General features: G+C 63.4%; 19 protein-coding genes, 1 tRNA gene and 2 pseudogenes. 8 read left to right on the plus strand and 14 right to left on the minus strand.

Features of this window, described 5'->3' with window-relative positions:
• Positions 1-34: 34 nt before the first annotated feature.
• From VOM14_RS09145 to VOM14_RS09170, 6 genes are all read right to left on the minus strand, one after another.
• Positions 35-700: a C40 family peptidase gene (locus VOM14_RS09145; RefSeq protein ID WP_327628389.1), complete on the minus strand. Its 666-nt coding sequence runs from the start codon at positions 698-700 to the stop codon at positions 35-37.
• Positions 701-837: 137 nt separating this feature from the next.
• Positions 838-2493, minus strand: a complete 1656-nt coding sequence (locus tag VOM14_RS09150; RefSeq protein WP_442955527.1) for an ABC transporter ATP-binding protein — start codon at positions 2491-2493, stop codon at positions 838-840.
• A complete protein-coding gene (locus tag VOM14_RS09155; RefSeq protein WP_327628390.1) occupies positions 2490-3596 on the minus strand; it encodes an ABC transporter permease in 1107 nt (368 codons plus the stop codon). Before VOM14_RS09155 ends, VOM14_RS09150 begins: the two co-directional genes overlap by 4 nt.
• Positions 3596-4633 (minus strand): microcin C ABC transporter permease YejB, encoded by a 1038-nt coding sequence (locus VOM14_RS09160; protein WP_327628391.1) that lies wholly within the window; start codon positions 4631-4633, stop codon positions 3596-3598. The genes VOM14_RS09155 and VOM14_RS09160 overlap by 1 nt, the downstream gene beginning before the upstream one ends.
• Positions 4634-4709: 76 nt before the next feature.
• Positions 4710-6581 (minus strand): extracellular solute-binding protein, encoded by a 1872-nt coding sequence (locus VOM14_RS09165; RefSeq protein WP_442955530.1) that lies wholly within the window; start codon positions 6579-6581, stop codon positions 4710-4712.
• Between the two features lie 236 nt (positions 6582-6817).
• Positions 6818-7162, minus strand: coding sequence for a hypothetical protein (locus tag VOM14_RS09170; protein ID WP_327628393.1), 345 nt, complete (start codon positions 7160-7162; stop codon positions 6818-6820).
• A 220-nt stretch (positions 7163-7382) separates the two neighbouring features.
• Here VOM14_RS09170 and VOM14_RS09175 point away from each other — a divergent pair.
• Together VOM14_RS09175 and VOM14_RS09180 are read left to right on the plus strand one after the other, a co-directional pair.
• Positions 7383-7724, plus strand: a pseudogene (locus VOM14_RS09175) (GntR family transcriptional regulator); the annotation flags it as partial.
• A 14-nt stretch (positions 7725-7738) separates the two neighbouring features.
• Positions 7739-8148 (plus strand): annotated as a pseudogene (locus VOM14_RS09180) (FAD-binding protein); the annotation flags it as partial.
• Positions 8149-9288: 1140 nt separating this feature from the next.
• Here VOM14_RS09180 and VOM14_RS09185 read toward each other — a convergent pair.
• From VOM14_RS09185 to cysS, 6 genes are all read right to left on the minus strand, one after another.
• A tRNA-Ser gene (locus VOM14_RS09185) sits at positions 9289-9382 on the minus strand.
• A 190-nt stretch (positions 9383-9572) separates the two neighbouring features.
• The gene (locus tag VOM14_RS09190; RefSeq protein ID WP_327628394.1) at positions 9573-10823 is read right to left on the minus strand and encodes an aspartate kinase; all 1251 of its coding nucleotides are present in this window, start codon (positions 10821-10823) and stop codon (positions 9573-9575) included.
• A 375-nt stretch (positions 10824-11198) separates the two neighbouring features.
• Positions 11199-12647 carry a tRNA lysidine(34) synthetase TilS gene (gene tilS, locus VOM14_RS09195; protein WP_327628395.1) on the minus strand — a complete coding sequence of 483 codons (1449 nt, stop codon included), beginning with the start codon at positions 12645-12647 and terminating at the stop codon, positions 11199-11201.
• 57 nt (positions 12648-12704) lie between these two features.
• Complete coding sequence (locus tag VOM14_RS09200; RefSeq protein WP_327628396.1) at positions 12705-13676, minus strand: acetyl-CoA carboxylase carboxyltransferase subunit alpha; 972 nt, start codon at positions 13674-13676, stop codon at positions 12705-12707.
• Positions 13677-13814: 138 nt separating this feature from the next.
• Positions 13815-14897, minus strand: coding sequence for a DNA-3-methyladenine glycosylase family protein (locus VOM14_RS09205; protein ID WP_327628397.1), 1083 nt, complete (start codon positions 14895-14897; stop codon positions 13815-13817).
• A 47-nt stretch (positions 14898-14944) separates the two neighbouring features.
• The gene (cysS, locus tag VOM14_RS09210) at positions 14945-16342 is read right to left on the minus strand and encodes a cysteine--tRNA ligase (protein WP_327628398.1); all 1398 of its coding nucleotides are present in this window, start codon (positions 16340-16342) and stop codon (positions 14945-14947) included.
• A 325-nt stretch (positions 16343-16667) separates the two neighbouring features.
• On the opposite strand from cysS, the gene VOM14_RS09215 reads away from it, so the two are divergent.
• The 4 genes from VOM14_RS09215 to VOM14_RS09230 all read left to right on the plus strand — a co-directional run bounded on the left by VOM14_RS09215 (position 16668) and on the right by VOM14_RS09230 (position 19574).
• Positions 16668-17456 carry a tetratricopeptide repeat protein gene (locus VOM14_RS09215; protein ID WP_327628399.1) on the plus strand — a complete coding sequence of 263 codons (789 nt, stop codon included), beginning with the start codon at positions 16668-16670 and terminating at the stop codon, positions 17454-17456.
• Positions 17457-17504: 48 nt separating this feature from the next.
• Positions 17505-18089: a peptidylprolyl isomerase gene (locus VOM14_RS09220; RefSeq protein ID WP_327628400.1), complete on the plus strand. Its 585-nt coding sequence runs from the start codon at positions 17505-17507 to the stop codon at positions 18087-18089.
• Positions 18090-18235: 146 nt separating this feature from the next.
• The gene (locus tag VOM14_RS09225) at positions 18236-18730 is read left to right on the plus strand and encodes a peptidylprolyl isomerase (protein ID WP_327628401.1); all 495 of its coding nucleotides are present in this window, start codon (positions 18236-18238) and stop codon (positions 18728-18730) included.
• A gap of 46 nt (positions 18731-18776) precedes the next feature.
• A complete protein-coding gene (locus tag VOM14_RS09230) occupies positions 18777-19574 on the plus strand; it encodes a UDP-2,3-diacylglucosamine diphosphatase (RefSeq protein WP_327628402.1) in 798 nt (265 codons plus the stop codon).
• Between the two features lie 47 nt (positions 19575-19621).
• Here the strand turns inward: VOM14_RS09230 and cysE are convergent, their stop codons facing one another.
• Together cysE and VOM14_RS09240 are read right to left on the minus strand one after the other, a co-directional pair.
• Complete coding sequence (gene cysE / locus VOM14_RS09235) at positions 19622-20533, minus strand: serine O-acetyltransferase (RefSeq protein ID WP_327628403.1); 912 nt, start codon at positions 20531-20533, stop codon at positions 19622-19624.
• A 212-nt stretch (positions 20534-20745) separates the two neighbouring features.
• The gene (locus VOM14_RS09240; protein WP_327628404.1) at positions 20746-21585 is read right to left on the minus strand and encodes an RNA methyltransferase; all 840 of its coding nucleotides are present in this window, start codon (positions 21583-21585) and stop codon (positions 20746-20748) included.
• Between the two features lie 333 nt (positions 21586-21918).
• Between VOM14_RS09240 and VOM14_RS09245 the strand changes: the two genes are divergently transcribed.
• On the plus strand, positions 21919-22722 hold the full coding sequence (locus VOM14_RS09245; RefSeq protein ID WP_327628405.1) for an inositol monophosphatase family protein: 804 nt from the start codon (positions 21919-21921) through the stop codon (positions 22720-22722).
• A gap of 233 nt (positions 22723-22955) precedes the next feature.
• Positions 22956-24254, plus strand: coding sequence for a lysophospholipid transporter LplT (gene lplT, locus VOM14_RS09250; RefSeq protein WP_327628406.1), 1299 nt, complete (start codon positions 22956-22958; stop codon positions 24252-24254).
• Positions 24255-24273: the final 19 nt, after the last annotated feature.

Raw genomic sequence — 24273 nt, forward strand, 5'->3', positions numbered from 1 at the left:
TCTTATGCGCGCGACCGGGCGAGCCCGGCAAAAATCAGTTATTGCCGCCGATTGTCGCGTTCACGCGCTTGCGCAGATCTTCGCCGTCCTGATACGACGTTTCGATGCGGCGCGCGCCGGTAAAGCGCTTTTCCCAGTAGCCGCTATCCATATCGTCGACGCGGATCGTGCTGCCCGTGGAAGGCGAATGCACGAATTTGTTGTCGCCGATATAGATGCCTACGTGCGAAAACGTGCGGCGCATGGTGTTGAAGAACACCAGATCGCCCGGCTTCAAGTCGCTCACGCGAACCTTCTCGCCGACACGGCTCATTTCCTCGGCGCGGCGCGGCAGTGCCATGCCAAGCGTGTCCTGGAAAACGTAGCGGACGAAGCCGCTGCAATCGAGCCCCGAATCCGGCGTGTTGCCGCCCCAGCGATAGCGAACGCCAATCATGTTGAGCGCGCCGACCACCACGTCGCCCGCTTTGCCGGCCATGCCGGACAAGAACGATTTGGCGCCGCTGTCGGTGTTGCCGCTGAGCGATTGCGAGCTGGAGGAAGACATGGAATTCGCCGCGTTGACGGGCGAAATCGAGGCATTTTGATTGAAACTGCTTACTTCGTCGGCGAAAGCGCCGGGAGCTGCTGCCATCAAGACGCCAATGAACATCCCGGCGACGACGCGCGTGCAAGCCTGGGTGAGTTTTCTGTCCTGCATTGGTCGGTATTTTTTGCTAAAGAATCAGGGGTCTACGGAAAAAAGTTTGGTCGATACTAGCCAGTAAGTATTCACGTGTCAAAACAAATAGAAAAATACAATCGGGACACGCACCCAATTGGCGAAAGGGTGAAAAATCAACGATCGAGCGCTGCTTTCAGGAGCTTTCGAGTGTACGGGTGGGACGGCGCCGAAAATATCTGCTCAACGTCTCCACTTTCGACGATAGAACCATCTTGCATGACCGCCACGCGATGCGCCATCGCCCCGATCACGGCCAGATCATGGCTGATGAAAACGAAGCCGAGGTTGTACTTCCGTTGCAACCCGGCGAGCAGTTTCAGCACTTGCTGCTGGATGGAAACGTCAAGCGCGCTGGTCGGTTCGTCCAGGATCAGCAGGCGCGGCTCGAGCACGAGCGCCCGCGCGATGGCGATCCGCTGACGCTGCCCGCCGGAGAACTCGTGCGGATAGCGCAGCAGCGCAGTCCGATCGAGCCCGACCTCGCGCAGCACGCCGACGACCTTGTCGCGCCGCGCTTGCGGCGACATCTGCGGCCGGTGCAGCGCGAGCCCTTCCCCGACAATCCGCTCGATTGTCTGGCGCGGCGAAAGCGAACTGAAGGGGTCCTGAAACACGACCTGCATGTTCGAGCGCAGCGCCGTCTGCTCCGCGCCGCGATAGCTGCCGAGCGCCCTGCCCTGAAATTCGATCTCGCCGTGCGCGGTGCGCTGCAGCCCGAGCAGTGCCATGGCCAGCGTCGATTTGCCCGAACCCGATTCGCCGACGATGCCGAGCGTCTCGCCCTGCCGCACCGCAACGCTCGCACTGGCGACCGCGCGAAAACGCCCGGAGCCGAACCAGCCGGCCCATCCGGGCAGCTTCGTCTTGAAGTCGACGGACACATCGCGGGCTTGCAGCAGCACCGGCGAGATAGGCAGCACAGGCAAAACGGTGCGCTGCGGCCGGCTTTCCAGCAGGCGTTGCGTATACGGATGCTGCGGCGACTCGAACACCTGCTCGACGGGCCCGCTTTCGACGAGCACGCCCTTTTCCATCACCGCGATCCGCTGGGCGAAATGGCGCACGAGGTTCAGGTCGTGCGTGATCAGCAGCACGGCCATGCCGCGCTTTTGCGCCTCGTCGCGCTGAAGTTCGAGCAGCAGGTCGACGATCTGCGCGCGAATCGTCACGTCGAGCGCGGTGGTGGGTTCGTCGGCGAGCAGAAGTCGCGGCCGGCACGCGAGCGCCATGGCGATCATCGCGCGTTGCCGCTGCCCGCCCGACAGTTGATGCGGGTAGCTGTTCACGCGCTTGCCGGGCTCCGGAATGCCCGTGCGCGCAAGCAGCGCGACCGCGCGTTTGCGCGCCTCCGCCGCCGCCACGCCGTCGTGCATGACGATCGTTTCCGCGATCTGGTCGCCGATCGTATAGAGCGGGTTGAGCGCGGTCATCGGCTCCTGAAAGATCATCGCGATGTCCGAACCGCGCAGGCCGCGCATCTCGCGCTCGCTTCTGGCAAGCAGATCCTGCCCGTCGAAGCGGATCGAGCCGCTCATCCGCGCATCGCTCAGAAGACGCAAGATGGACAGCGCCGTCACGCTCTTGCCCGAGCCCGACTCACCGACCAGCGCGACGCGCTCGCCGCGCTGGATCGACAACGTGACGTCGCTCACCGCCACGGTGTCGCCGAAACTGACGTGCAGGCGATCCAGTTCCAACAGTGGCGCGTCGCTCCTCGGCTCGGCTGGTTTCGCGCCGCCACGCCCTTGTCCGTTGATTTGAGCGCTCACTGATTACCTCCGGCGCGCATGGCATCGGAGAGGCGGGTATCGAGCGCATTACGCAGCGCGTCGCCCATGAAAGTCAGCAGTAACAGCATGGCGACCAGCACGCCGAACGTGGACAGCGAAATCCACCACGCGTCGAGATTCGCCTTGCCCTGCGCGAGCAATTCGCCGAGGCTCGGCGTAGGCGAAGGCACGCCGAGGCCGAGAAAGTCGAGACTCGTCAGCGCGAGAATCGCCCCGCTCATGCGAAACGGCAGGAACGTGATCACCGGCGTGAGGCTGTTGGGCAACACGTGCCGCCACATGATCTGCCAGTTGCTGAGGCCCATGGCTTTCGCCGCGCGCACATAGTCTTGCTGCCGGTTGCGCAGGAATTCCGCGCGCACGTAGTCGGACAAGCCGATCCACCCGAACAGCGACAGCAGAACGATCAGCAGGATGAAACCCGGCTCGAAGATGGACGAGAAAATGATCAACAGGTAAAGCTCCGGCAGCGCGCTCCAGATTTCGATCAGACGCTGGCCGACGATATCGATACGTCCTCCGAAATAACCTTGCACGGCGCCCGCCGCGATGCCGAGTATCGTTCCGATGAACGTGAGCACGAGGCCGAATTCCACCGAGACCCGAAAACCGTACAGCAGACGCGCGAACAGATCGCGGCCGCGGTCGTCGGTGCCGAGCCAGTTTTCACGCGAAGGCGGCGCCGGATTCGGCGCCTTGGAAAAGTAGTTGAGCGTGTCGTAGTAGTAACGGTTCGGCGGATACACGGCGAAGTTGCCGGGCGCATCGAAGCGGTGCTTGATATACGGATCGAGATAGTCCGCGGGCGTGGGGAAATCGCCGCCGAACGTGGTTTCCGCATAGGTCTTGAAGAGCGGAAAATACAGTTGGCCGTCGTAGCGCACCACAATCGGCTTGTCGTTCGACCAGAGCGGGCCCGCCAGGCTCGCCACGAAAGCCGCGACGAACACGATCAGACTCCAGTAGCCAAGACGCTGCCGGCGAAACCGCTGCCACACGCGGCGGGCGGGCGAAGGCGAGACGAACGCGCGCGCGGGCTCGGTGCGCGCCGCTGCATCGGCGGAAAGGCGGGCTCGATTCATCAGCGTTCCAGTTGTTCGAATTGGATGCGGGGATCGACCCACACATAGCAAAGATCGGAAATCAGTTTCGTCGCGAGACCGATCAGCGTGAACAGATACAGCGTGCCGAGCACGACCGGATAGTCCCGCCGCACGACCGATTCATACGACAGCAAGCCCAGACCGTCGAGCGAAAAAAGCGTCTCGATCAGCAGGCTTCCCGTGAAAAACGCGCCGATGAACGCACCCGGAAAACCCACGATAAGCGGCAACATCGCGTTGCGAAACACGTGCTTCCACAACACGCGCTTTTCGGAGAGGCCTTTCGCGCGCGCGGTCAACACGTATTGCTTGCGGATCTCGTCGAGGAAGGCGTTTTTTGTGAGCATCGTCACTACCGCGAAACTGCCCACGACCGATGCCGTGATGGGCAGCGCGATATGCCACAGATAATCGAGTATCTTGCCCGCGATGCTCAATTGCGCCCAGTTATCCGACGTGAGATTGCGCAGCGGAAAGAGTTGCAGGAACGTACCGCCGCCGAACAGCACGAGCAGCAGCACACCGAGTACGAAGCCCGGAATCGCGTAGCCGATCAACACGACGAGGCTCGTTGCGAAGTCGAAGCGAGAGCCGTTGCGCACCGCTTTTGCAATGCCGAGCGGTACCGAGATCAGATACGTGAGAAAGAACGTCCATAAACCGATGCTGATGGACACTGGCAGCTTCGAGACGATCAGCGACCACACGCTCTGATGACGGAAATAACTCTGCCCGAGGTCGAACGTCGAGAAGCGCTTGAGCATCAACACGTAGCGTTCGAGCGGCGGTTTGTCGAAACCGTATAGCGCCTTGAGCTGCGCGATCTGCTGCGCGTCGACGCCGGTATGCGCGCGCAAACCGAATGGCGCGGCGCCCTCCGCGCCCTTGCGCAATTCGTGCTGCATCTGTTCGACCGGGCCGCCGGGCACGAACTGGATCACCGCGAAAGTCAGCGTCAGCACGCCGAGCAAGGTCGGGATCATCAGAAGCAGGCGTTTGAGAATGTAGCTCCACATGGCGGGTGTTTCCGTTGCGAGGGCACTGCGTGGTTGACCAATGTGAATGACTATAGCGCGTGACTCGCGCGCCGGATTACTGCGGCTCGGCCCCGCTTGCCGCTTGCGGTTGCACGAACCACCACATCGACGTGATCCAGCCTTCCGCCCCATAGTACAGGGGCAGCGTGGCCGGCCACGCGAGCCCGCGCCTGAACGCCACGCGATGCGTCGCGCTGTACCAGTGCGGCACTACGTAGTAACCATGCATCAGCACGCGATCGAGCGCGTGCGTGGCGTCGAGCAGTTGCTCGCGCGTCTGCGCCTCGACGAGCGCGCGCAGGATCGCATCGACGGCGGCCGACTTCAGCCCGATCATATTGTCGGAGCCGGTGGTATCCGCCGCCTTGCTGCCGAAGCGCTCGATCTGCTCCGAACCCGGCACCTGCACGTCCGGCATGCGGATCGTCGTGGTGTCGAAATCGAATGCGTCGAGCCGCTTCTGATACACCGCGTAGTCGGACACGCGAAACGTAGCGGTAATCCCGAGCTTTTTCAGGTTGCGGATGTAGGTCGCGACGATCGGCTCCATCTGCGCGGCCGAGCCGGAGTCGTCGAGAATCTCGAACTGGAACGGCTCGCCCTTCGCGTTGCGCAGCGCGCCGTCGCGATAGACCCATCCGGCCTGCTGCAACAACGCGCGCGCCTGCAGCAGATTCGCGCGCAACGAGCCGGGCGGATCGGTGTCGGGCTGCTTCGGCGGCGGCCCGAAAACTGCGGGATCGAGTCTCGCGCGCCACGGTTCGAGCAGCGCCAGTTCACCCGGCGAAGGCAACCCCTTCGCCTGCAAGTCGGTATTGGCAAAGAAACTGTCGATACGCGTGTACTGATTGAAGAACAACTGGCGGTTCAGCCACTGGAAATCGAGCGCGAGATCCAGTGCGCGGCGCACGCGCACGTCCTGAAACAAGGGCCGCCGCGTGTTGAGCATGAAGCCTTGCATGCCGGTGCCGTTGTGTTGCGGGAACACCTTCTTGATCAGTTCGCCGCTGTCGAACTTCTTGCCGACATCGCGCCTCACCCAGTTGCGCGCGACGTATTCGACGAGCGCGTCGTACTCGCCGGCCTTGAATGCTTCCAGCCGCGCGACGTTATCCGAATACAGCTTGTAGACGATGCGCTCGAAGTTGTACATGCCGACGCGCACCGGCAGCGCCGCGCCCCAATAGTTCGGATCGCGCCGGTACGTGATCGTGCGGCCGTTATCGTAGCGCTCGATCAGATACGGCCCACTGCCGATCGGCTTTTCGAACGCCAGTTGATCGAATGGAATATGCCTGCCGTCGGGCTTCATGCCCCACTTGCGCGAGAACACCGGCATGCCGCCCGCGAGCAACGGCAACTCGCGATTGCGCTGGTGAAACTCGAAGCGGACCGTCTGCGCATCGACCACCACCGCGCGAACGATCTGCCCGAAGATCGCCGCGAATTGCGGCGCGGCCTGCGGGCTTTTCAATGTGTCGAGCGAATATTTGACGTCCTCGGCGGTGACGGGATCGCCATTCGAAAAACGCGCGCGGGGGTTGATATGGAACGTGACCGACAAACCATCCGGCGCGATTCTGATGTCGTCGGCGAGCAGTCCATAAGCGGACGCCACTTCGTCGCTACTGCCGATCGTCAGGCTCTCGAACAGCAGATCGACACCGGGCGCGGTGTTGCCGCGCAACGTGAACGGATTGAATTTATCAAAGCTCGTCAGGCGGCTCGGATTGGCCAGCACGAGCGTGCCGCCCTTGGGCGCATCCGGATTGACGTAGTCGAAATGCTTGAAACCGGCCGGATATTTAGGCTCGCCATATTGGGCGATCGCGTGGACCGCGTGAGCTTGGGGCGCCGCGAGCAAAGCGGCCGCGGCCACCACGCCGCACCAGGTTGCCACGCAAACCTTGCGCCATGAACGCGACACGAGCGCGGGACCGACACGCGAGGACTGGGGAATCACGCCGGATCGGAGTGCACGAGGCGATGGAACCCGTCGCGAGCCAGTTGTCATAAGCGCCTTATTGGTCAGTGGGCAATTGCGTTGCGAGAGAATTCTACCCAATAAACCTGCGCGAACAGGAGCGCGGCTCACCGCTGACTTCGACCACTCGCGGGCAGAAAAAAACCGCCTTTTCACGGGCGGTTTTTTTCGTCGTTCGCTCAATGCCAGCCGCGGCGATTGTCGTAGTGATCGCGGCCGTAGTCGTAACGGCCCGGCGGGTGACGGCGATACCAGTCGTCGCGCGCCCAGTAGCGTCGGCCGTCCCAGTAGCGGTCGCCGTGCCAGCCGATCACGACAGCGGGAGCCGCATACACCGGCGCCGGCTGGTAGACGACCGGCGGCGGGGGCGGCGGAGGCGGCGCGTAGACGGGAGCGGGCGCGACGTATACCGGCGCGGGAATACCGATATTGACCCCGATGTTGAGCCCCCCGGCCATTACCGCACTCGACGCGCCCAGCGCAATGACCCCGATCAGAAGCGGAACAAAACGAGCGGACTTCATGGATCACCCTTGGAAGATGTGTTGTTGGGCGGAAATATAACGCAAGGTCGCGAGCCGCGTATTTCAAGTGTGTAATAACTGATGCATAACATCGCGAGGACGCCGTGCGGTTACGTCTCGTTACATTCGAGGTCTTCGCAGTTCGTCGGCAGGATTGGGCAAATGCAAAGCAGAAAAACTTGGTTTGATGCGAGACGACGTCTCACGAGACCGCACTTCGTCACTTCGTCTTGTGAAGCCATGTCGTCGATGGGCCATGAAATCGTCAACCATCGAGATGCATCGCGTGCTCGATCGCGAACCGGTGTCGCTCGAATTGCCGTGGGTGCCGCAAGCGATCGGCAAGCGACTCGCGAACGCGGACCTCGCGACGCGCGACACCTTTCTGATTATCGAGAACGATTGCGATGTGTCGCTCGGCCACGCCGGGTTGCGGATCGAGCGTCTCACGCGCGATGCGTCGGGACAGCCGGTGGACTTCGAATACCTGTACTTTCGCCGCGACGCCTTTCAGTGCCGGCTTCGCATCGACCGCGAGAAAATCCCACGGAATAAGCGCTAAAACACAAGGAGCGCATGACCAATGCGCATGTACTCGACTACGACATCGTCGTGGCCGGCGCTGGAACGGCGGGGCCGATGGCGGCCATCAAGGCGAAGAAGCACGATCCGTCGCTCAAGGTCTAGCTGCTCGAAAAGGCCAACGTGAAGCGCAGCGGCGCGATTTCGATGGGCATGGACGGTCTGAACAACGCGAGCGTTCCGGGGCACGCGACGCCCGAGCAGTACACGCGCGAGTCACCATCGCGAACGACGGCATCGTCGATCAGGAAGCCGTGTATGCGTATGCGCGTCACAGCTTCACGACGATCGAGGAACTCGACCGCTGGAGCGTGAAGTTCGAAAAGGACGGCAACGGCGACTACGCGGTGAAGAAAGTGCACCACATGGGTTCGTATGTGCTGCCGATGCCCGAAGGTCACGAATGGCAGATGTCGCTAGTGAGCGTACAGGCAACTGGTGCTCGACGTGCCTCACCGAAGAGCATGAGCGCACCTGATTGCCCCTGTTGGAGGCACTGGCCCGCGAGCGGGGAGGCAAATTGTCTCTCGACCTCCCGCGTCAACGGTCGTACGAAGCTGCCGTGGGGATGCCACCACGGCCACACATGGGACGCCACGCCCGCCAGCATACGTGTGGCGGGGGGCGTGGTGCCCGGTTTGCGCCGTCGATAGCCGGAAACGCAGCATCGAGGACATGCGCGCGCTCGCGGCGCGGTGGACAATGCCTCTCGAATGAGTACGCGGGACCAACGGGCAAACTGTGCTGGCGCTGTGCCGCAGGTCACGAATGGGTCACGTCCCCCGCCCAGGTACGCAACGGCATCTGGTGTGCTGACTGCGCAAAGCAGGAACGCCGCGCCGCGAGGCTGGAGGAGATGCGTGCGCTGGCCACTGGTCGCGGCGGCGAATGCCTCTCCGATGACTATGGGACCAGCGCGCATCCGATGCGCTGGCGCTGCAAACGCGGTCATGCTTGGGCCGCCAGCCCTGCCAATATCAAAGGTGGCTCCTGGTGCCTTGGGTGCGCCCGTGCGGAACGCTCAAACCATACCATTGGAGAAATGAACCAGATCGCTCGCGAGCGTGGCGGTCGATGCCTGTCCGACGCCTATAGGAACGCCACGACGAAACTGGAATGGGAGTATACGGGGCCACACCTGGTCAACGTCCCCGATTGCGGTACTGGCGGGCTGCTGGTGCGCGGCGTGCAAGTATCTGGACCAGCGCGTATCGGTCGAGGCCAAGCGTAAGTATCTGGCCGCTGCCCCACTCCCTTGACCCTGCGCAACAAAGGCCGACCAGACAGACGTCCGCCGCGCCGCCTCCGCCAAAAACTGACCGCCCCATATGATTGAGCCGCGCCTCGTGCACGGCTTTTTGTTGGCGCACCTACGGCGATTCCACGAAGCCAACATCGATGAGCTTTGACATAGAAGGATGCAAACGCAACCATACGCCGTTGCAATGTGCGCGACGCACTTATCGCAACGTGGGTCACTTCGTGGGTCGAAAAAACAAAAACCCCGTAAGTCCTTGAACTTACGGGGTTTAAGCCGCCTTCATTGGCGGAGACGGAGGGATTCGAACCCTCGATCCAGGTTTTGGCCCAGATGCTCCCTTAGCAGGGGAGTGCCTTCGACCTCTCGGCCACGTCTCCCAAACTTTCGGTCGCGCAGGGAGTCAGCGCGACGAAGCCAAGATAATAGCGGGCCGAACTGCATAGGTCAATGTCCGACGAACACTTTTTGTGCCAATCTTGTCATTAGCGATGAAATTTTCCTCACCGCGGCCACGCATGCATCGCGAGCACGCGAGGCGCTCTTGTACGCCCCGCTGTTTCAACCGAATTACGCCTGATCCAGGTCGAAAGCCTTATGCAGCGCGCGCACTGCGAGCTCCATGTATTTTTCGTCGATCAGCACGGAAATCTTGATTTCGGATGTCGAGATCATCTGGATGTTGATGCCCTCTTCCGACAACGTGCGGAACATGGTGCTCGCAATGCCCACGTGCGAACGCATGCCGACGCCGACCACCGACACCTTTGACACCTTCGGATCGCCCAGCACCTGCTCGGCCTGCACGTGGCCCTTCACCTGGCCCGTGAGAATGTCCATGGCACGCTGATAGTCGCCGCGACCCACCGTGAACGTGAACGCCGTTTTCCCTTCGACGCTCTGGTTCTGGATGATCATGTCAACGTCGATATTCGCGTCCGCCACCGGGCCGAGAATCTGATACGCGATGCCCGGCTTGTCGGGCACGCCCATCACGGCGATGCGAGCTTCGTCGCGCTGGAACGCGATGCCCGAGATGACTGCTTTTTCCATGGTCTCGTCTTCTTCAAAAGTAATCAGGGTGCCCGACTTCATTTCGGCGTCGAGCGGGATGAGCGGATCGGTCAGGCTCGACAGCACGCGTGTCTTCACCTGATATTTGCCGGCGAATTCCACCGAGCGGATCTGCAGCACCTTCGAACCCAGGCTTGCCATTTCCAGCATTTCTTCGAACGTCACGCGATCGAGCCGGCGCGCTTCTTCCACCACGCGCGGATCGGTCGTGTAGACACCGTCGACGTCCGTGTAGATCAGGCACTCGTCGGCCTTCAGCGCGGCCGCGACCGCGACCGCCGAGGTGTCCGAGCCGCCGCGGCCGAGCGTGGTGATGTGGCCGTCCGGGTCGATACCCTGGAAGCCCGTGATCACCACCACCTTGCCTGCGTCGAGATCGCGCAGCACGCGCTCGCCGTCGATTTCGCTGATGCGCGCTTTCGTGAACGCGCTATCCGTTTTGATCGGCACTTGCCAGCCGGCATAGCTGACCGCGTCGACACCGGCGTCCTGCAGCGCGATGGCCAGAAGGCCGGAGCTAGCCTGCTCGCCGGTCGCCGCGATCATGTCGAGTTCGCGCGGGCTCGGCTGGGTCGTGATCTCTTTTGCGAGGCCGAGCAAGCGGTTGGTTTCGCCGGACATTGCCGACGGCACGACGACCATCTTGTGGCCGGCCTTGTGCCATTTCGCGACGCGCTTGGCGACGTTCTTGATGCGCTCGACCGAGCCCATCGAAGTGCCGCCGTATTTATGTACGATGAGTGCCATTGTCGTTCTGAACTGAAGGAGAAACCGCGCTGGCGCGCTCGCGACGACCGCACAAAAGCACAGGGGCGCAACGTCTCGTGAACGGCGGCAAAGTGTGTGGCGGCGTAGATGCAGCGCGCGTGCAGCACGCGCGGATTTGCCCGTGATTGATCGCTAATGGCTTACCGGGAAATTCGGATCACGATCGGAAAACCGACAAAAGCGACGGCAAAAGCGGGTCGGGCAAACAAGTTAAATTACCCGATCGAGCGCAAAAAGACAAGCTGCAATGGCCGTCCGCACGCGCGCGGCGCCCCTCGCAAAGGCTTGTCCGGCGCGCGTTTGCGCCCTATTTCAAAACTCATTGAGCCGCTTCGCAAGTGACCGGGCGGCCGCTCAGGCAATCAGCCAATCTTCACGCCAGATGACCCGCACGCGCGCCTCGGTCGGCGGCGCGTGCGCCGGCAATGCGGCGCGGTTCACGCCGAGCGACGGCACGAACAGCAGTTCGTCGCCGATAAAAAGCAGCGGCACGTCGCGCTTCCATGCCGGAATGCCGCGCTCCTGAAACAGGTTCTTGAGCGTGCGACGCGGCGCGCCGGGCGCATCGCTCGTGCGCATGCGTTCGCCGCCGCTGCGCGAGCGCGCGCTCAGCAATGCGCGCTGCAAGACGCTGACGGGAATCGCGTCGTCGCTGTCGGCGGCATTCGGATCGGCCGGATCGACTGCTTCAAAAACAAAGGTGCCGCGCCATTGCGGCAAACGCCACGTCGCCTCACCTTGCCATGCGAGTTCACCGGTCTCGCGGTCGATGAGCGCGGCTTCATCGGCGGGATCGTTGCTGTCGCCCGCTTCCCAATAGACGAGCCCGCGATAGCTGCGCAACGCATGACCCGCATGATCGATCCGCAGACGATGCCCGTCGCCGCCCGCGCCCACTTCGCGCAGTTGACGCAGCGCGTCGCCAAGACGCGCGCTCGATGCCGAGACGAAGCCCTGCAAGCGCATCCAGTACCGCAACAGATTGAGCGCGCGGTCGTCGTCGAGTGCGACGAGTGCGTCGTGCGACAGCGCGCGCCCTTCGTCTCGCGAGACGGTGCTGAGGTCGATGCGCGCAAGGTCGTCCAGCAAGCGCTGCGCCGACGCCGCATGCGACGCGGTGCGCGCGAGCGCGTCGCGAAAACCGGGAAAGTGGACCGTCAGCGCCGGCGTGACCTGGTGGCGCAGCGCGTTGCGCGCATAGCGCGTGTCCGCGTTCGATTCATCGTCGATCCAGCGCAGCGCGCGCGCGCTTGCGTACTGCTCAATCTGCGCGCGCAACAGATGAAGCAACGGCCGCATGCGCGTGGCCGCCGCGCCCGGCGGCGAAAACTCCGGCGCCATCGCCGCGAGACCGGCCAGGCCGGCGCCGCGCAACAATTGCAGCAGCACCGTTTCCGCCTGATCGTCCGCGTGTTGGGCGAGCCACAGGAAGTGCACGCCGTGCGCCGCGCAGAGCGCGTCCAGCGCGCGATAACGCGCGTCGCGCGCCGCGGCCTCCACGCTCACGCCCGGCTTGCGCGACACCTCGACGCGCTGCGCCGCGAATTCGACGCCGCGTTCCCGCGCGAACGCCTCGCCATGCGCGAGCCAGGCATCGGCGTTCGCGCTCAATCCGTGATGCACATGAAGCGCGAGGCAACGCGAGGCGCCCGCCACGCGCACGGCAGCATCGAGCAGCACGCTCGAATCGACGCCGCCGCTAAACGCAATCGCCACGCGTGCGTTCGCGGGCAGCGCGGCAAGCGCAATGCCGAGCGCCTCGATAATGAGGCGCTCGGCGGGCGATTCGGCGGTGGAAGTCACGTCGCTGGCGCGGTATGAACGCGTGGTGCGCCGATGGACGAAAGGGAACGCGCGGGCTTAGGCGCCCGGCGTCGTTTCCTTGAACTTGCCGTACGACATCAGGCGGTCGAAACGGCGTTGACGCAGGTCGTTGATGCTCATGCCCTGGAACTGGCGCAGCGAATCGGCGAGCGCACGGCGCAGCATGGCGGCCATGCCCTTCGGATCGCGATGCGCGCCGCCGAGCGGCTCGTTGACGATCTTATCGATCAGACCGAGCGCTTTCAGACGATGCGCTGTGAGGCCCAGCGCTTCCGCCGCTTCCGGCGCCTTCGCGGCGCTCTTCCACAGAATCGACGCGCAGCCTTCCGGCGAAATCACCGAATAGGTCGAGAATTGCAGCATCAAAACGCTGTCGCCGACCGCGATGGCGAGCGCGCCGCCCGAACCGCCCTCGCCGATGATCGTCGCGATCAGCGGTGTCTTCAGTTCGGCCATCACGTACAGATTGCGGCCAATGGCTTCCGACTGCCCGCGCTCTTCCGCGCCGATGCCGGGATAAGCGCCCGGGGTGTCGATGAACGTGAAGATCGGCAGGCCGAACTTTTCGGCGAGACGCATGAGGCGCTCGGCCTTGCGATAGCCTTCGGGACGCGGCATGCCGAAGTTACGCAGTGCGCGCTCCTTCGTGTCGCGGCCTTTCTGGTGCCCGATCACCATGCACGCCTGGCCATTGAAACGCGCGAGGCCGCCGACGATCGACAGGTCGTCCGCGTAATTGCGGTCGCCGTGCAGTTCGTGGAAATCCGTGAACAGCTCGTTCACGTAATCGAACGTGTACGGGCGTTGCGGATGACGCGCGATTTGCGAAACCTGCCACGGCGTGAGGTTCGCGTACAGATCTTTGGTGAGCTGCTGGCTCTTCTTGGACAGCCGCTCGATTTCTTCCGAAATATCGACGGCCGAATCGTCCTGCACGAAGCGCAATTCTTCGATCTTCGCTTCGAGTTCAGCGATCGGCTGCTCGAAATCCAGAAAGGTGGTCTTCATTGGTTTTAATCCTTGGACTTACCGGCAGCGCGTATTCTAACCGCGCTCGCCGATGTCAAAACCACTTCGCAACTATCAAAATCTAACAGTTGATAGTTTTTGAAACGGCATCGCTTCTTGTTCGCTGCTGCCTGTTCTTCAGTAATCGACCGGCAATGGGTCGAGACTACGCCACATATACCAGGTGGCGACCGTGCGCCACGGCTCCCAGTTCGCCGCGACCTCGCGCGCTTCGCTGCGCGTGACCGGCTCGCCGCTGAAATAATTCACGCTGATCGCGCGGATCAGGCCGAGGTCGTCGAGCGGCAGCACATCGGGACGCGAGAGATTGAAGATGAGAAACATCTCCGCGGTCCAGCGGCCGATGCCGCGAATCTGCGTGAGCTCGGCGATCACCGCCTCGTCTTCCATCGAGCGCCACTTGCCGACATGCAACGCGCCCGACACGAAATGCTGCGCGAGATCGAGCACATACTCCGCCTTGCGCTTGGACAAGCCGCAAGCGGTCAACTTTTCCTGACCCAGTTTGATGAACTGCTGCGGCACGAGCTTCGGGCACGCGGCCGCGACTTTCGCCCACACGGCCTGCGCGGACGCCACCGAAATCTGCTGGCCGACGACCGAGCGCGCGAGCGTGACGAACGGATCGCCGCGGCTGAGCAAGTGCACCGGTCCGAACTTGGGAATCAGCTTCTTGAGAATGCGATCGCGCTTGACGAGGTCGGCACACGCTTTGTCCCAGTAGTCCGGACGCGTGACCTCGGGCGTGAGACCGCCGATCTGCACCGGCACCGCGACTTCGCTCGCGCTCGCCGCTTCGCCGCCCGCCGTGGACGACGCCCGCGTCTTGCGCACGATCTCGCCTTCATTCCCGTCTTGCGATTTCGAGACGCGCGCAATCTCCTGCACGTCGCCCGCGAGTTCGCCGGCCGACGTGCCATTGCCGCCGCCCGCGCCCTTGCCGCTGTTGCCCTTGGCGCGCGACGCCCGAGCCTGCTTCGCAGCCGGCGCGGGCGCGGAAGCGCCGTTGAGCGCGCGCTTGGCGGCTGTCTTTTTCGCCGCGCTCGCAGCGGTCTTCGCCGCCGCGCCCGCGCCTTTCGACGATGCTGTCTTCACCGCGCCGCTTGCCGTGCGCGTCGACGTTCGGGTCGACTTCGCCGCGGCTGCCGCGTTTGTTTGAGACGTGGCTCGTTTAGCCGGCGTCTTCGTGGCCGTTGCCATCCTGCCTCCTGCCTGGCGAGTCGTTCAGAGGGAAGTACGAGGTGCGCTCACACGCGCCGCCACTCGGTCAACCCGCCGGGTTTGTCTTCAAGTGCAACGCCGGCTTCGAGCAATTCAGCCCGAATCCGGTCTGCTGCCGCATAGTCTTTCGCCTGCTTGGCGGCCACGCGCTCAGCGATCTTCGCTTCGATCGCGGCGGGCTCGAGCGCGCCTTCAACCGCCGCGCCCGCCGCCTGTTGCAGGTAAGCACGCGGCTCACGGCCGAGCAACCCGAGCACCGCGCCCAACGCGCGCAATTGACGGGCCAGCGCGGGGGCGCGCGTGCGGTTCACTTCAGTGGCCAACTCGAACAGCACCGACACTGCAACCGGTGTGTTGAAGTCGTCGTTCATGGCTGCCTGGAAACGCTGCGCGTGTGCTTCGTTCCAGTCGAGCGCGGCGCCGTCGGGCGTGACGTCTTTCAACGCCGTGTACAAACGGCCAAGAGCGTTGCGCGCGTCGTCGATATGCACGTCGCTGTAGTTCAGCGGCGAACGGTAATGCGCCCGCGCGATGAAAAAACGCACAACCTCGGCATCGTACTGCGCCAACACCTCGCGAATCGTAAAGAAATTGTTCAACGACTTCGACATCTTCTCATTGTCGATCTGCACGTAGCCGTTGTGCATCCAGTAATTCACGAAGGGTTGACCGGTCGCAGCTTCGCTTTGCGCGATTTCGTTTTCGTGGTGCGGGAACTGCAAATCCTGGCCGCCGCCATGAATGTCGAAACGATCGCCGAGCAGGCTGCATCCCATGGCCGAGCATTCGATATGCCAACCGGGACGGCCGCGCCCGTACTTCGAATCCCAGCCGGTGTCGGCGGGTTCGCCAGCCTTCGACTGCTTCCACAGTACGAAGTCGAGCGGGTCTTGCTTTGCGTCGTTCGCGGCGACGCGCTCGCCCGCGCGCAGGTCTTCGAGCGATTTGCCCGAGAGCTTGCCGTAGCCCGCGAATTTGCGCACCGCGTAGTTCACGTCGCCGTCGCTCGCCTGATACGCGTAGCCGTTCGCTTCGAGCTTCTCGATCATGCCGAGCATCTGCGCAATGAAGTCGGTGGCGCGCGGCTCGATGTCGGGCCGCTCGATGCCGAGCGCGTCCGCGTCTTCGTGCAACGCGTTGATGAAGCGATCGGTCAGCGACTTGATCGTCTCGCCGTTCTCGACGGCGCGGCGAATGATCTTGTCGTCGATGTCCGTGATATTGCGCACGTACGTCACGTCATAACCGAGCGTGCGCAGCCACCGCTGCACGATGTCGAACACGACCATGACACGCGCGTGACCCACGTGACAATAGTCGTACACGGTCATCCCGCAGACGTACATCCGCACAACGCCTGCTTGCAGCGGCACGAAAGTTTGCTTGTCACGCGCGAGCGTGTTGTAGATGCGCAGTGATTCCATAGAGAGCGGTGCGTGGGCCGAAGGAAATCCGCTATGTGTTCCGTGCGTGCCGCCCCGCGAAGAAAACGGCGGATTCGGCTATTGCCCGATTATTCCCGACGAAGGCCAGGCTGTTGCCTGGGTTTTTGCCGAGTATTGCCGGGGAATGCCGAGTGTTGCAGCACGGACGCAGCACGCACAGCAGCAAACCGGGCACCTGGTGCGGCGGTCAGACTGCTATCAAGGCGGAGACGACCACGAGTGGCGAAAAGACAGCCGGCGGTTCGACGGAACGCGCAGACCTTTTGTTAGAATGGCTCGGAGTATAACATCCAGACCCGAGCCTATGAAACCTTCCAGCGGCCGCGCGCGCAGCGCTGCGACCCTCGCCGCGACGGCCTTCAGCGGCCCCTCGCGCGGTTCCAGCCGTGACCTTGCGCGGGCCTTCACGTTGCGTGTCGCCGTGGCGCTCGCCCTCGGCATTCTGCCGGGCGCCGCCGCCTTCGCGCAGAAAGCGCCGACCATGCCGCAAGGCCCCGCCACACGCGACAACACGCCCGCGATCGACGCATCGATCGCGCAGAAAGACTGGCAAGCCTCGCTCACGCAACTCGACGCGCGCATCGCGTCGAATCCACGCGACGCACAGGCAAAGTTCAAACGCGCGACAGTGCTTGCGCACCTGAACCGCGACGACGAAGCGATCAACGCTTTCACGGAACTCACGCAGCTGTATCCCGAGTTGCCCGAGCCGTATAACAATCTCGCCGCGCTTTACGCGAAGCGCGGCCGTTATGCCGAGGCACGCGCGGCGCTCGAAACCGCGACCAAGGTCAATCCGGGCTACGGTCTCGCCTACGAGAACCTCGGCGACCTCTATCTGCGCATGGCAAACGAAGCGTATCGGCGCGCGCAGACTCTCGGCACGGCCAATGCCACGACCGCGCAGCGCATCGCCGACATCCAGAAGATCGTGTCGCCGCAAAAGGCCCGCACGCCCGTGAAGAAAGCCGCGGCCGCGCAAGACGACTATACGACCCGCGCCACCGCGAACATGACGCAAACGCCGAGCTTCCAGTTCGGCGGCGCAAACGGCTCGCTCGCCATGCCGCCTTACATGGCGCCCTCGCAATAAAGCGGCCACGCGTTCTGTCACACGTTTTTTCCAACCCTGAGGATCTTCATGAAATGGTTGATGTTGGCGCTCGGCAGCGCCGCCCTGATCGCAAGCGCACCCACGTTTGCCCAGTCCGGTTCGCAAGCCTCGCATCCGTCCGTCCTCCTCAAGACGTCGGAAGGCGATATTCGCGTCGAGTTGTATCCTGAGAAAGCGCCGAAGACCGTCGCCAACTTTCTCGACTACGTGAAGTCCGGCCAGTACAGCGGCACGATCTTTCATCGTGTGATTCGCGGCTTCATGATCCAGGGCGGCGGCTACACGCAAAGCTTCGCCGAGAAGCCCACGCGCGCGCCGATTCCGCTCGAAAGCCGCAACGGTCTGAAGAACGCGGTCGGCACGCTCGCCATGGCGCGCACGAGCGATCCGAACTCGGCCACCGCGCAGTTCTTCATCAACACGGTGGACAACGCCGGCCTCGACTATCCGAATCCGGACGGCAACGGCTACGCGGTGTTCGGCAAGGTCACGAGCGGCATGGACGTCGTGAAGAAGATCGAAGGCACCCCGACCACCACACGCGGCCCGATGAGCGACGTGCCGCAAAAGCCGGTCGTGATCGAATCGGCCACGGTCGTCGGCGGCAAGTAACCCGAGCAACAGGATACGGAACGCTCGCATCAAGCGTCAGATCCACGCCCCGGCGCGGCCGCAGTCGAATGCAGACAGGCAGTAAGCACTTGCACGACTCGTCGCCGCGTCTCTCCTACCCACCCTGTTCATCAAAGGATTCCATCATGGTCGAACTGCATACGAACCACGGCGTCATCAAACTCGAACTGAACGCCGAGAAGGCGCCGAAGTCGGTCGAGAATTTTCTCAACTACGTGAAGGCCGGTCACTATGACAACACGGTGTTTCACCGCGTGATCGACGGCTTCATGATTCAGGGCGGCGGCTTCGAACCCGGCATGAAGCAGAAGCCGACGGCCGAGCCGATCAACAACGAAGCGAACAACGGCCTGAAGAACGTGAACGGCTCGATCGCGATGGCTCGCACGAACGACCCGCACTCGGCGACCGCCCAGTTCTTCATCAACGTGAACGACAACGACTTCCTGAACCACTCGTCGCCGACGCCGCAAGGCTGGGGCTATGCGGTGTTCGGCAAGGTGGTCGAAGGCATGGACATCGTCGAGAAGATCAAGAAGGTCAAGACGGGTTCGAAGGGCTTCCATCAGGACGTGCCGGCCGACGACGTCGTGATCGAAAAAGCCGTGATCGTCGACTGATCGCGGACTCGCGTCCACTAGAAAAACTGCAAGACAGGCACCTTCAATGCTGCAAGAAACGCCGCTGCGAAGCGTCGCCGCGGGTGTGCCTGGCGAGGGCCAACGCCCGCACGCCGCACGCCCGTTTTTTTTCCTCTCCGATATTCATCTGAGCGAGGCGATCCCGCGCACGGTCGCCGCGTTCGAGCACTTCATCCGCGTCACCGCCGATCAGGCGGATTCCGTGTTCATACTCGGCGATCTGTTCGAATACTGGGTCGGCGACGACATGCTCGCGGAGCCGTTCGCCGCGCGTATGGCGGCGCTATTGCACACGCTGAGCGAGCGCGGCATCGCGCTCTACATCATGCACGGCAACCGCGATTTTCTGCTGGGCAAGCGCTTCATGAAAGCGGCCGGCGCGATCTGGCTACCCGATCCGTTCGTGATCACGGCCTTCGGCACGCGCGTCGCGCTCGCGCATGGCGACCGCCTGTGCACCGCGGATCGCGGCTATCAGATGTTCCGGCATCTGGCGCGCAACCGTTTCGCGCAGATGCTATTTCTCGTGTCGCCGTTTTCGTGGCGTCAGGCGCTCGCGGAAAACATGCGCGCGAAAAGCGAGCACGGCCGCTTGCGCCCTGTCTCGCTCAAATACGACGTCACGCCGAAGGGCGTCGCGAAGCTCTTCAAATCGACGAAAACGGCCACGATGATTCACGGCCACACGCATCGCCCCGCGCGGCATCGCGAGCCAGGCGGCATACGCTGGGTGCTGCCCGACTGGGATCTCGACCACGGCGAACGCCGTGGCGGTTATCTGCGTATCGATTCGGAAGGAATCCGGGCGTTGCCGCTGGATTGAGCGCCCAGCGTGTGCGAGAGCGCCGCATGCGGCAACGGTGCGCGCGTTCAGCGCCCTGCCACCACGGCGCCGTCCACCTTGCCCGCGATCGCCGCGGACAAACGCCGCAGATCGAGCAGCGCCGCGTCGGCGCCTTGCAGCCCTTCGAGGCTCGTGCCGAGGTGTTCGAGCGCGACGACGATTTCATCGATGCGTTTGGCCTGCGTGGCCGCCTGATCGATCAACCCGTGAATGGCCAGCGACACCGGATCGTCCGCATTCGGCGTGATGCCGTATGCGCAGAAAGCGCCGCGCTCGGCCGCGCGTTTCGCGCCGTCGCCCGCGCCGCCATTCGAAGCGGCCTGCTCACCCGATGACGCATTGCGAGCCGCCGCGCCGACGGCCACGGGCATTGCAATGACAGAAGCGGTAGAGGCGGCAGAAGTGGCAGAAGACGCAGCGGCAGCCGGCACGATCACTCGCGCCGGATTACCCACGGCCGTGCCGCCCGCCGGCACCGGCTTGGTCACGACGGCATTCGAGCCGATCTTCGCGTCCGCGCCGATCGTGAAACCGCCGAGCACTTTCGCGCCCGCGCCGACGATCACGCCGCGCTCGAGCGTGGGATGCCGCTTCGCGCCGCGCGTGAGCGACGTGCCGCCAAGCGTCACGCCCTGATAGATCGTGCAATCGTCGCCGATCTGCGCGGTCTCGCCGATCACCACGCCCATCCCGTGATCGATGAACACGCGCCGCCCGAGCGTCGCCCCCGGATGAATTTCGATGCCCGTCATGAAGCGCGCCATCTGCGAGATGAAGCGCGCGAGCCAGCGGCGCCCCGCCTGCCAGCACCGATGCGCGAGCCGGTGCAGCACCAGCGCGTGCAAGCCCGGATAACACGTGAGCACTTCCCAGGCGCTGCGAGCGGCGGGATCGCGCTCGCGGATCGTGGCAATGTCTTCGCGAAGTCTCGTGAACATGGCAGGGACGTAGTTGTGTGGAGAAAGACCGTCCGCGTTTTTGCGTGAAACGCCGTGCACGAAGGCACGGCATCACTTGGCAGATCGGCTGCTTTGCTTAGAACTCTGCGAAGATTGTAGGACCATTACCGGAAAAACGCCGGAAGTCCATCTAGCTCAAAAGGTCGTGCCTCATAGTCAATCCCGGCCAGCCGCCGACGAGGCGGGCGTTCTTACTGCGCGCCGTCGTCCTTGCGCGCCGTCTTGAGCAGGATATGCTTGGCGATGCCGCGCACAATGTTCACTTCCTCACGCTCCAGCCCCGAACGCGCAAAGAGCCGCCGCAGACGCGACATCAGTTTCTTCGGATTGGCGGGATCGAGAAACTCCAGCGCGACGAGCGCGGTTTCGAGGTGCGTGAACATGCTTTCGATTTCGTCGCTCGCGGCACGCGCGCCCGCGGCTTCGACGTGCACCGCGCCGGCATGCGGCGCGCCCGGCGCGGAGTCGGCCGTTTCCGCGTCGCTTGTCAGATAGATCATGCGCAGCTCGTAGGCCAGCACCTGCACCGCCTGCGCGAGATTGAGCGAACTGTAGGCCGGATTGGCCGGAATATGCGCAAGCGCGCTGCACCGCTCCACGTCCTCGTTCGATAAGCCGGTGCGTTCGTTGCCGAACACAAGCGCGATCTCGCCGTGCAACGCCTCGTCGCGCGCAAGATTGGCGGCCGCGCGCGGCGTCCATTGAGGCGGCCCGTATTCGCGCTGCCGCGCGGTGAGCGCGATCGACCAATGCACGCCGGCAAGCGCGTCGGCGAGCGTCGGCACGATATGCGCGGAGGCGAGCACGTCGTCGGCGCCGCTTGCCATCGCGATGGCTTCCGGATCGCTCTGCACGTGCGGCACGCGCGGCGCGACCAGCACGAGCCGCGAAAAACCCATGGTTTTGAGCGCGCGCGCCGCGGCTCCGACGTTGCCGGGATGGCTCGGCTCGACAAGCACGAAACGCGTCGACGTGAAGCCACCGCGCAAATCGGCCACGGCGGGATCGGAAGAATGATGAGTGTGTTCCACGATGAAGTTCTGCAAGCCAAAGAACGCGTATGGTAGCGCCAACGCGCGCCCCCGGCCCAACGCTGCGGCAACCCGCGGAGTCGGGTAAAATACCGGAATTCGCGCCCGGCCCGAGCCATTCCCTTGCAGTGTAGGCAATTGAGCATAGCCGGACGCCTCGTTCTTATTCAATTCGTCTCCGTTGGCGGAATGCGCACCGGTGTTCACCGGGCGAGCGTTCCGTGCTGTTTTCGCGCCTTATACAGGGCGTCAATTTGCAGGGCGCCACTTAGCGCGCGCCTAGCGCTCATTTTCCGGCAAGCAGCCGTGCTGCCCCGGCACAAGGATCAGTCCATGCATCCCATGCTCAATATCGCTGTGAAGGCCGCGCGCCGCGCAGCGCAGATCATCAACCGCGCGTCGCTCGACCTCGATCTGATTCAGGTCAGCAAGAAGCAGCACAACGATTTCGTCACGGAGATCGACAAAGCGTCTGAAGCGGCGATCATCGACACGCTGAAGACCGCCTACCCCGACCACGCCATCCTCGCCGAAGAATCCGGCAAGTCGGACAACGAGTCCGAGTACCAGTGGATCATCGATCCGCTCGACGGCACCACCAACTTCATTCACGGCTTTCCGTACTACTGCGTGTCGATCGCGCTGGCTCACAAGGGCCTCGTGACGCAGGCCGTCGTGTATGACCCGACCCGCAACGACCTCTACACCGCATCGCGCGGCCGTGGCGCGTTCCTGAACGACCGCCGCATTCGCGTCGCGAAGCGCGACCGTCTCGCCGACGGCCTGATCGGCACGGGCTTCCCGTTCCGCGAGACGGACGGTCTCGACGCATACGGCCGCCTGTTCGCGGAAATGACGCAAGCCTGCGCGGGCCTGCGCCGTCCGGGCGCGGCCGCGCTCGATCTGGCGAACGTGGCCGCGGGCCGCATGGACGGCTTCTTCGAGCAAGGCCTGAACCCGTGGGACGTCGCCGCGGGCAGCCTGCTGATTACCGAAGCCGGCGGCCTCGTGGGCAACTACACCGGCGACTCGGACTTCCTGCACGTAGGCGAAGTGGTCGCGGGCAATCCGAAGATCTACGCGCAGATGGTGCCGATCCTGTCGCGCTATAGCCGCACCCGTCAGCAAGCGGCCTGAACCTCGCCCGCCAGACGGCGGGCAGCGCTTCACCACGGCTTCATCACAAAGCGGCTTCGGCCGCTTTGTCGTTTGCGCGGCTGCATGGCGCCTGCATTGCGCGGGCGTTCGTGCTACAAAGCCAGAAGCCGCGCCGGCGCGCTTTTTTTCGCCGGCTGCATTTCGAGTTCTTCGCTGCGCCATCGTCTGAGCCCGACTGCGCCCGGTCTCGCGCGCAGCTTCCCCTTCGCTTCATGAAAAAAGGCTTCTACACCATCATCGCGGCGCAGTTCGTGTCGTCGCTCGCGGACAACGCCCTGCTGATCGCCGCCATCGCGTTGTTGTCCGTGATCCATTCCGCCGCGTGGGTCACGCCGTTGCTGCAGATTTTCTTCACCGTGTCGTACGTGCTGCTCGCGCCCTTCGTCGGCGCGTTCGCGGATGCCATGCAAAAGCGCCACGTGATGTTCGTCTCGAACGCGCTGAAGGCAAGCGGCTGCATGATGATGATCGCCGGCGTGCATCCAATGATCGCCTACGGCGTCGTCGGCTTCGGCGCGGCCGCATATTCGCCCGCGAAGTACGGCATTCTCACCGAGCTGCTGCCCGCCGAAAAACTCGTCAAGGCGAACGCGTGGCTCGAATCGGCCACCGTGTTGTCGACCATCGTGGGCACGATGGTGGGCGGCGCGCTCATCAGCAGTTTCGCCGACAAGTTCGTCGCGCACGCGCATCTGCCGCTGATCCGCTCATCCGCCGATCTCGCGATGTTCGCCGTGATGCTCACCTACGCGATCGCCGCCGGCATCAACATGTTCATTCCCGATACCGGCGCGCGCTATCCGAACCGGCTCGCCGAACCGACGAAGCTCGTCGGCGACTTCTATCACTGCTTCAACGTGCTGTGGGGCGACAAGCTCGCGCAGATCGCGTTGTGGGTGACGACGCTCATGTGGGGCGGCGCCGTCACGATGCAACTGTTGGTGTTGAAGTGGGCCAACGTGAATCTCGGCTTGTCGCTCTCGAAAGCAGCGGTCATGCAAGGCGTGACGGGCCTCGGCATTGCAGTCGGCGCGGCGGCGGCGGCCGCGCTGATTCCGTTGCGCCGTTCGCTGCGCGTGTTGCCGGTGGGCCTCGTGACGGGCGCGGTGGCGATCGCCATGGCCTTCTACAACAAGAACCTTTTTCCCGCGGGCGCGGGCCTCCACATCGGTTCGCACGTCGCGCCGGTGTCTATCCTGCTCGCCTACCCGCTGATGATCCTGCTCGGCGGGCTGTCCGGCTTTTTCATCGTGCCGATGAACGCGATCCTTCAACATCGCGGCGCGACGCTGCTTACTGCCGGCCATTCGATCGCGGTGCAGAATTTCAACCAGAATCTCGCCGTGCTGCTGATGCTCGGCGCGTACGCGCTGCTGCTCACGGCGAAGATGCCGGCACAGTGGATCATTGTCGTGTTCGGCGCGTTCATCACGTTCATGATGTGGCTCGCCAAACGCCGCAGCGTAGAGAACGAGCGCCGCGTCGATATGCGCGCGCTGCTGGAAGAATGACGCCGGCGCGCGTGCTCAT

This window comes from Paraburkholderia sp. MPAMCS5, assembly GCF_036016995.1.
Lineage (GTDB): Bacteria > Pseudomonadota > Gammaproteobacteria > Burkholderiales > Burkholderiaceae > Paraburkholderia.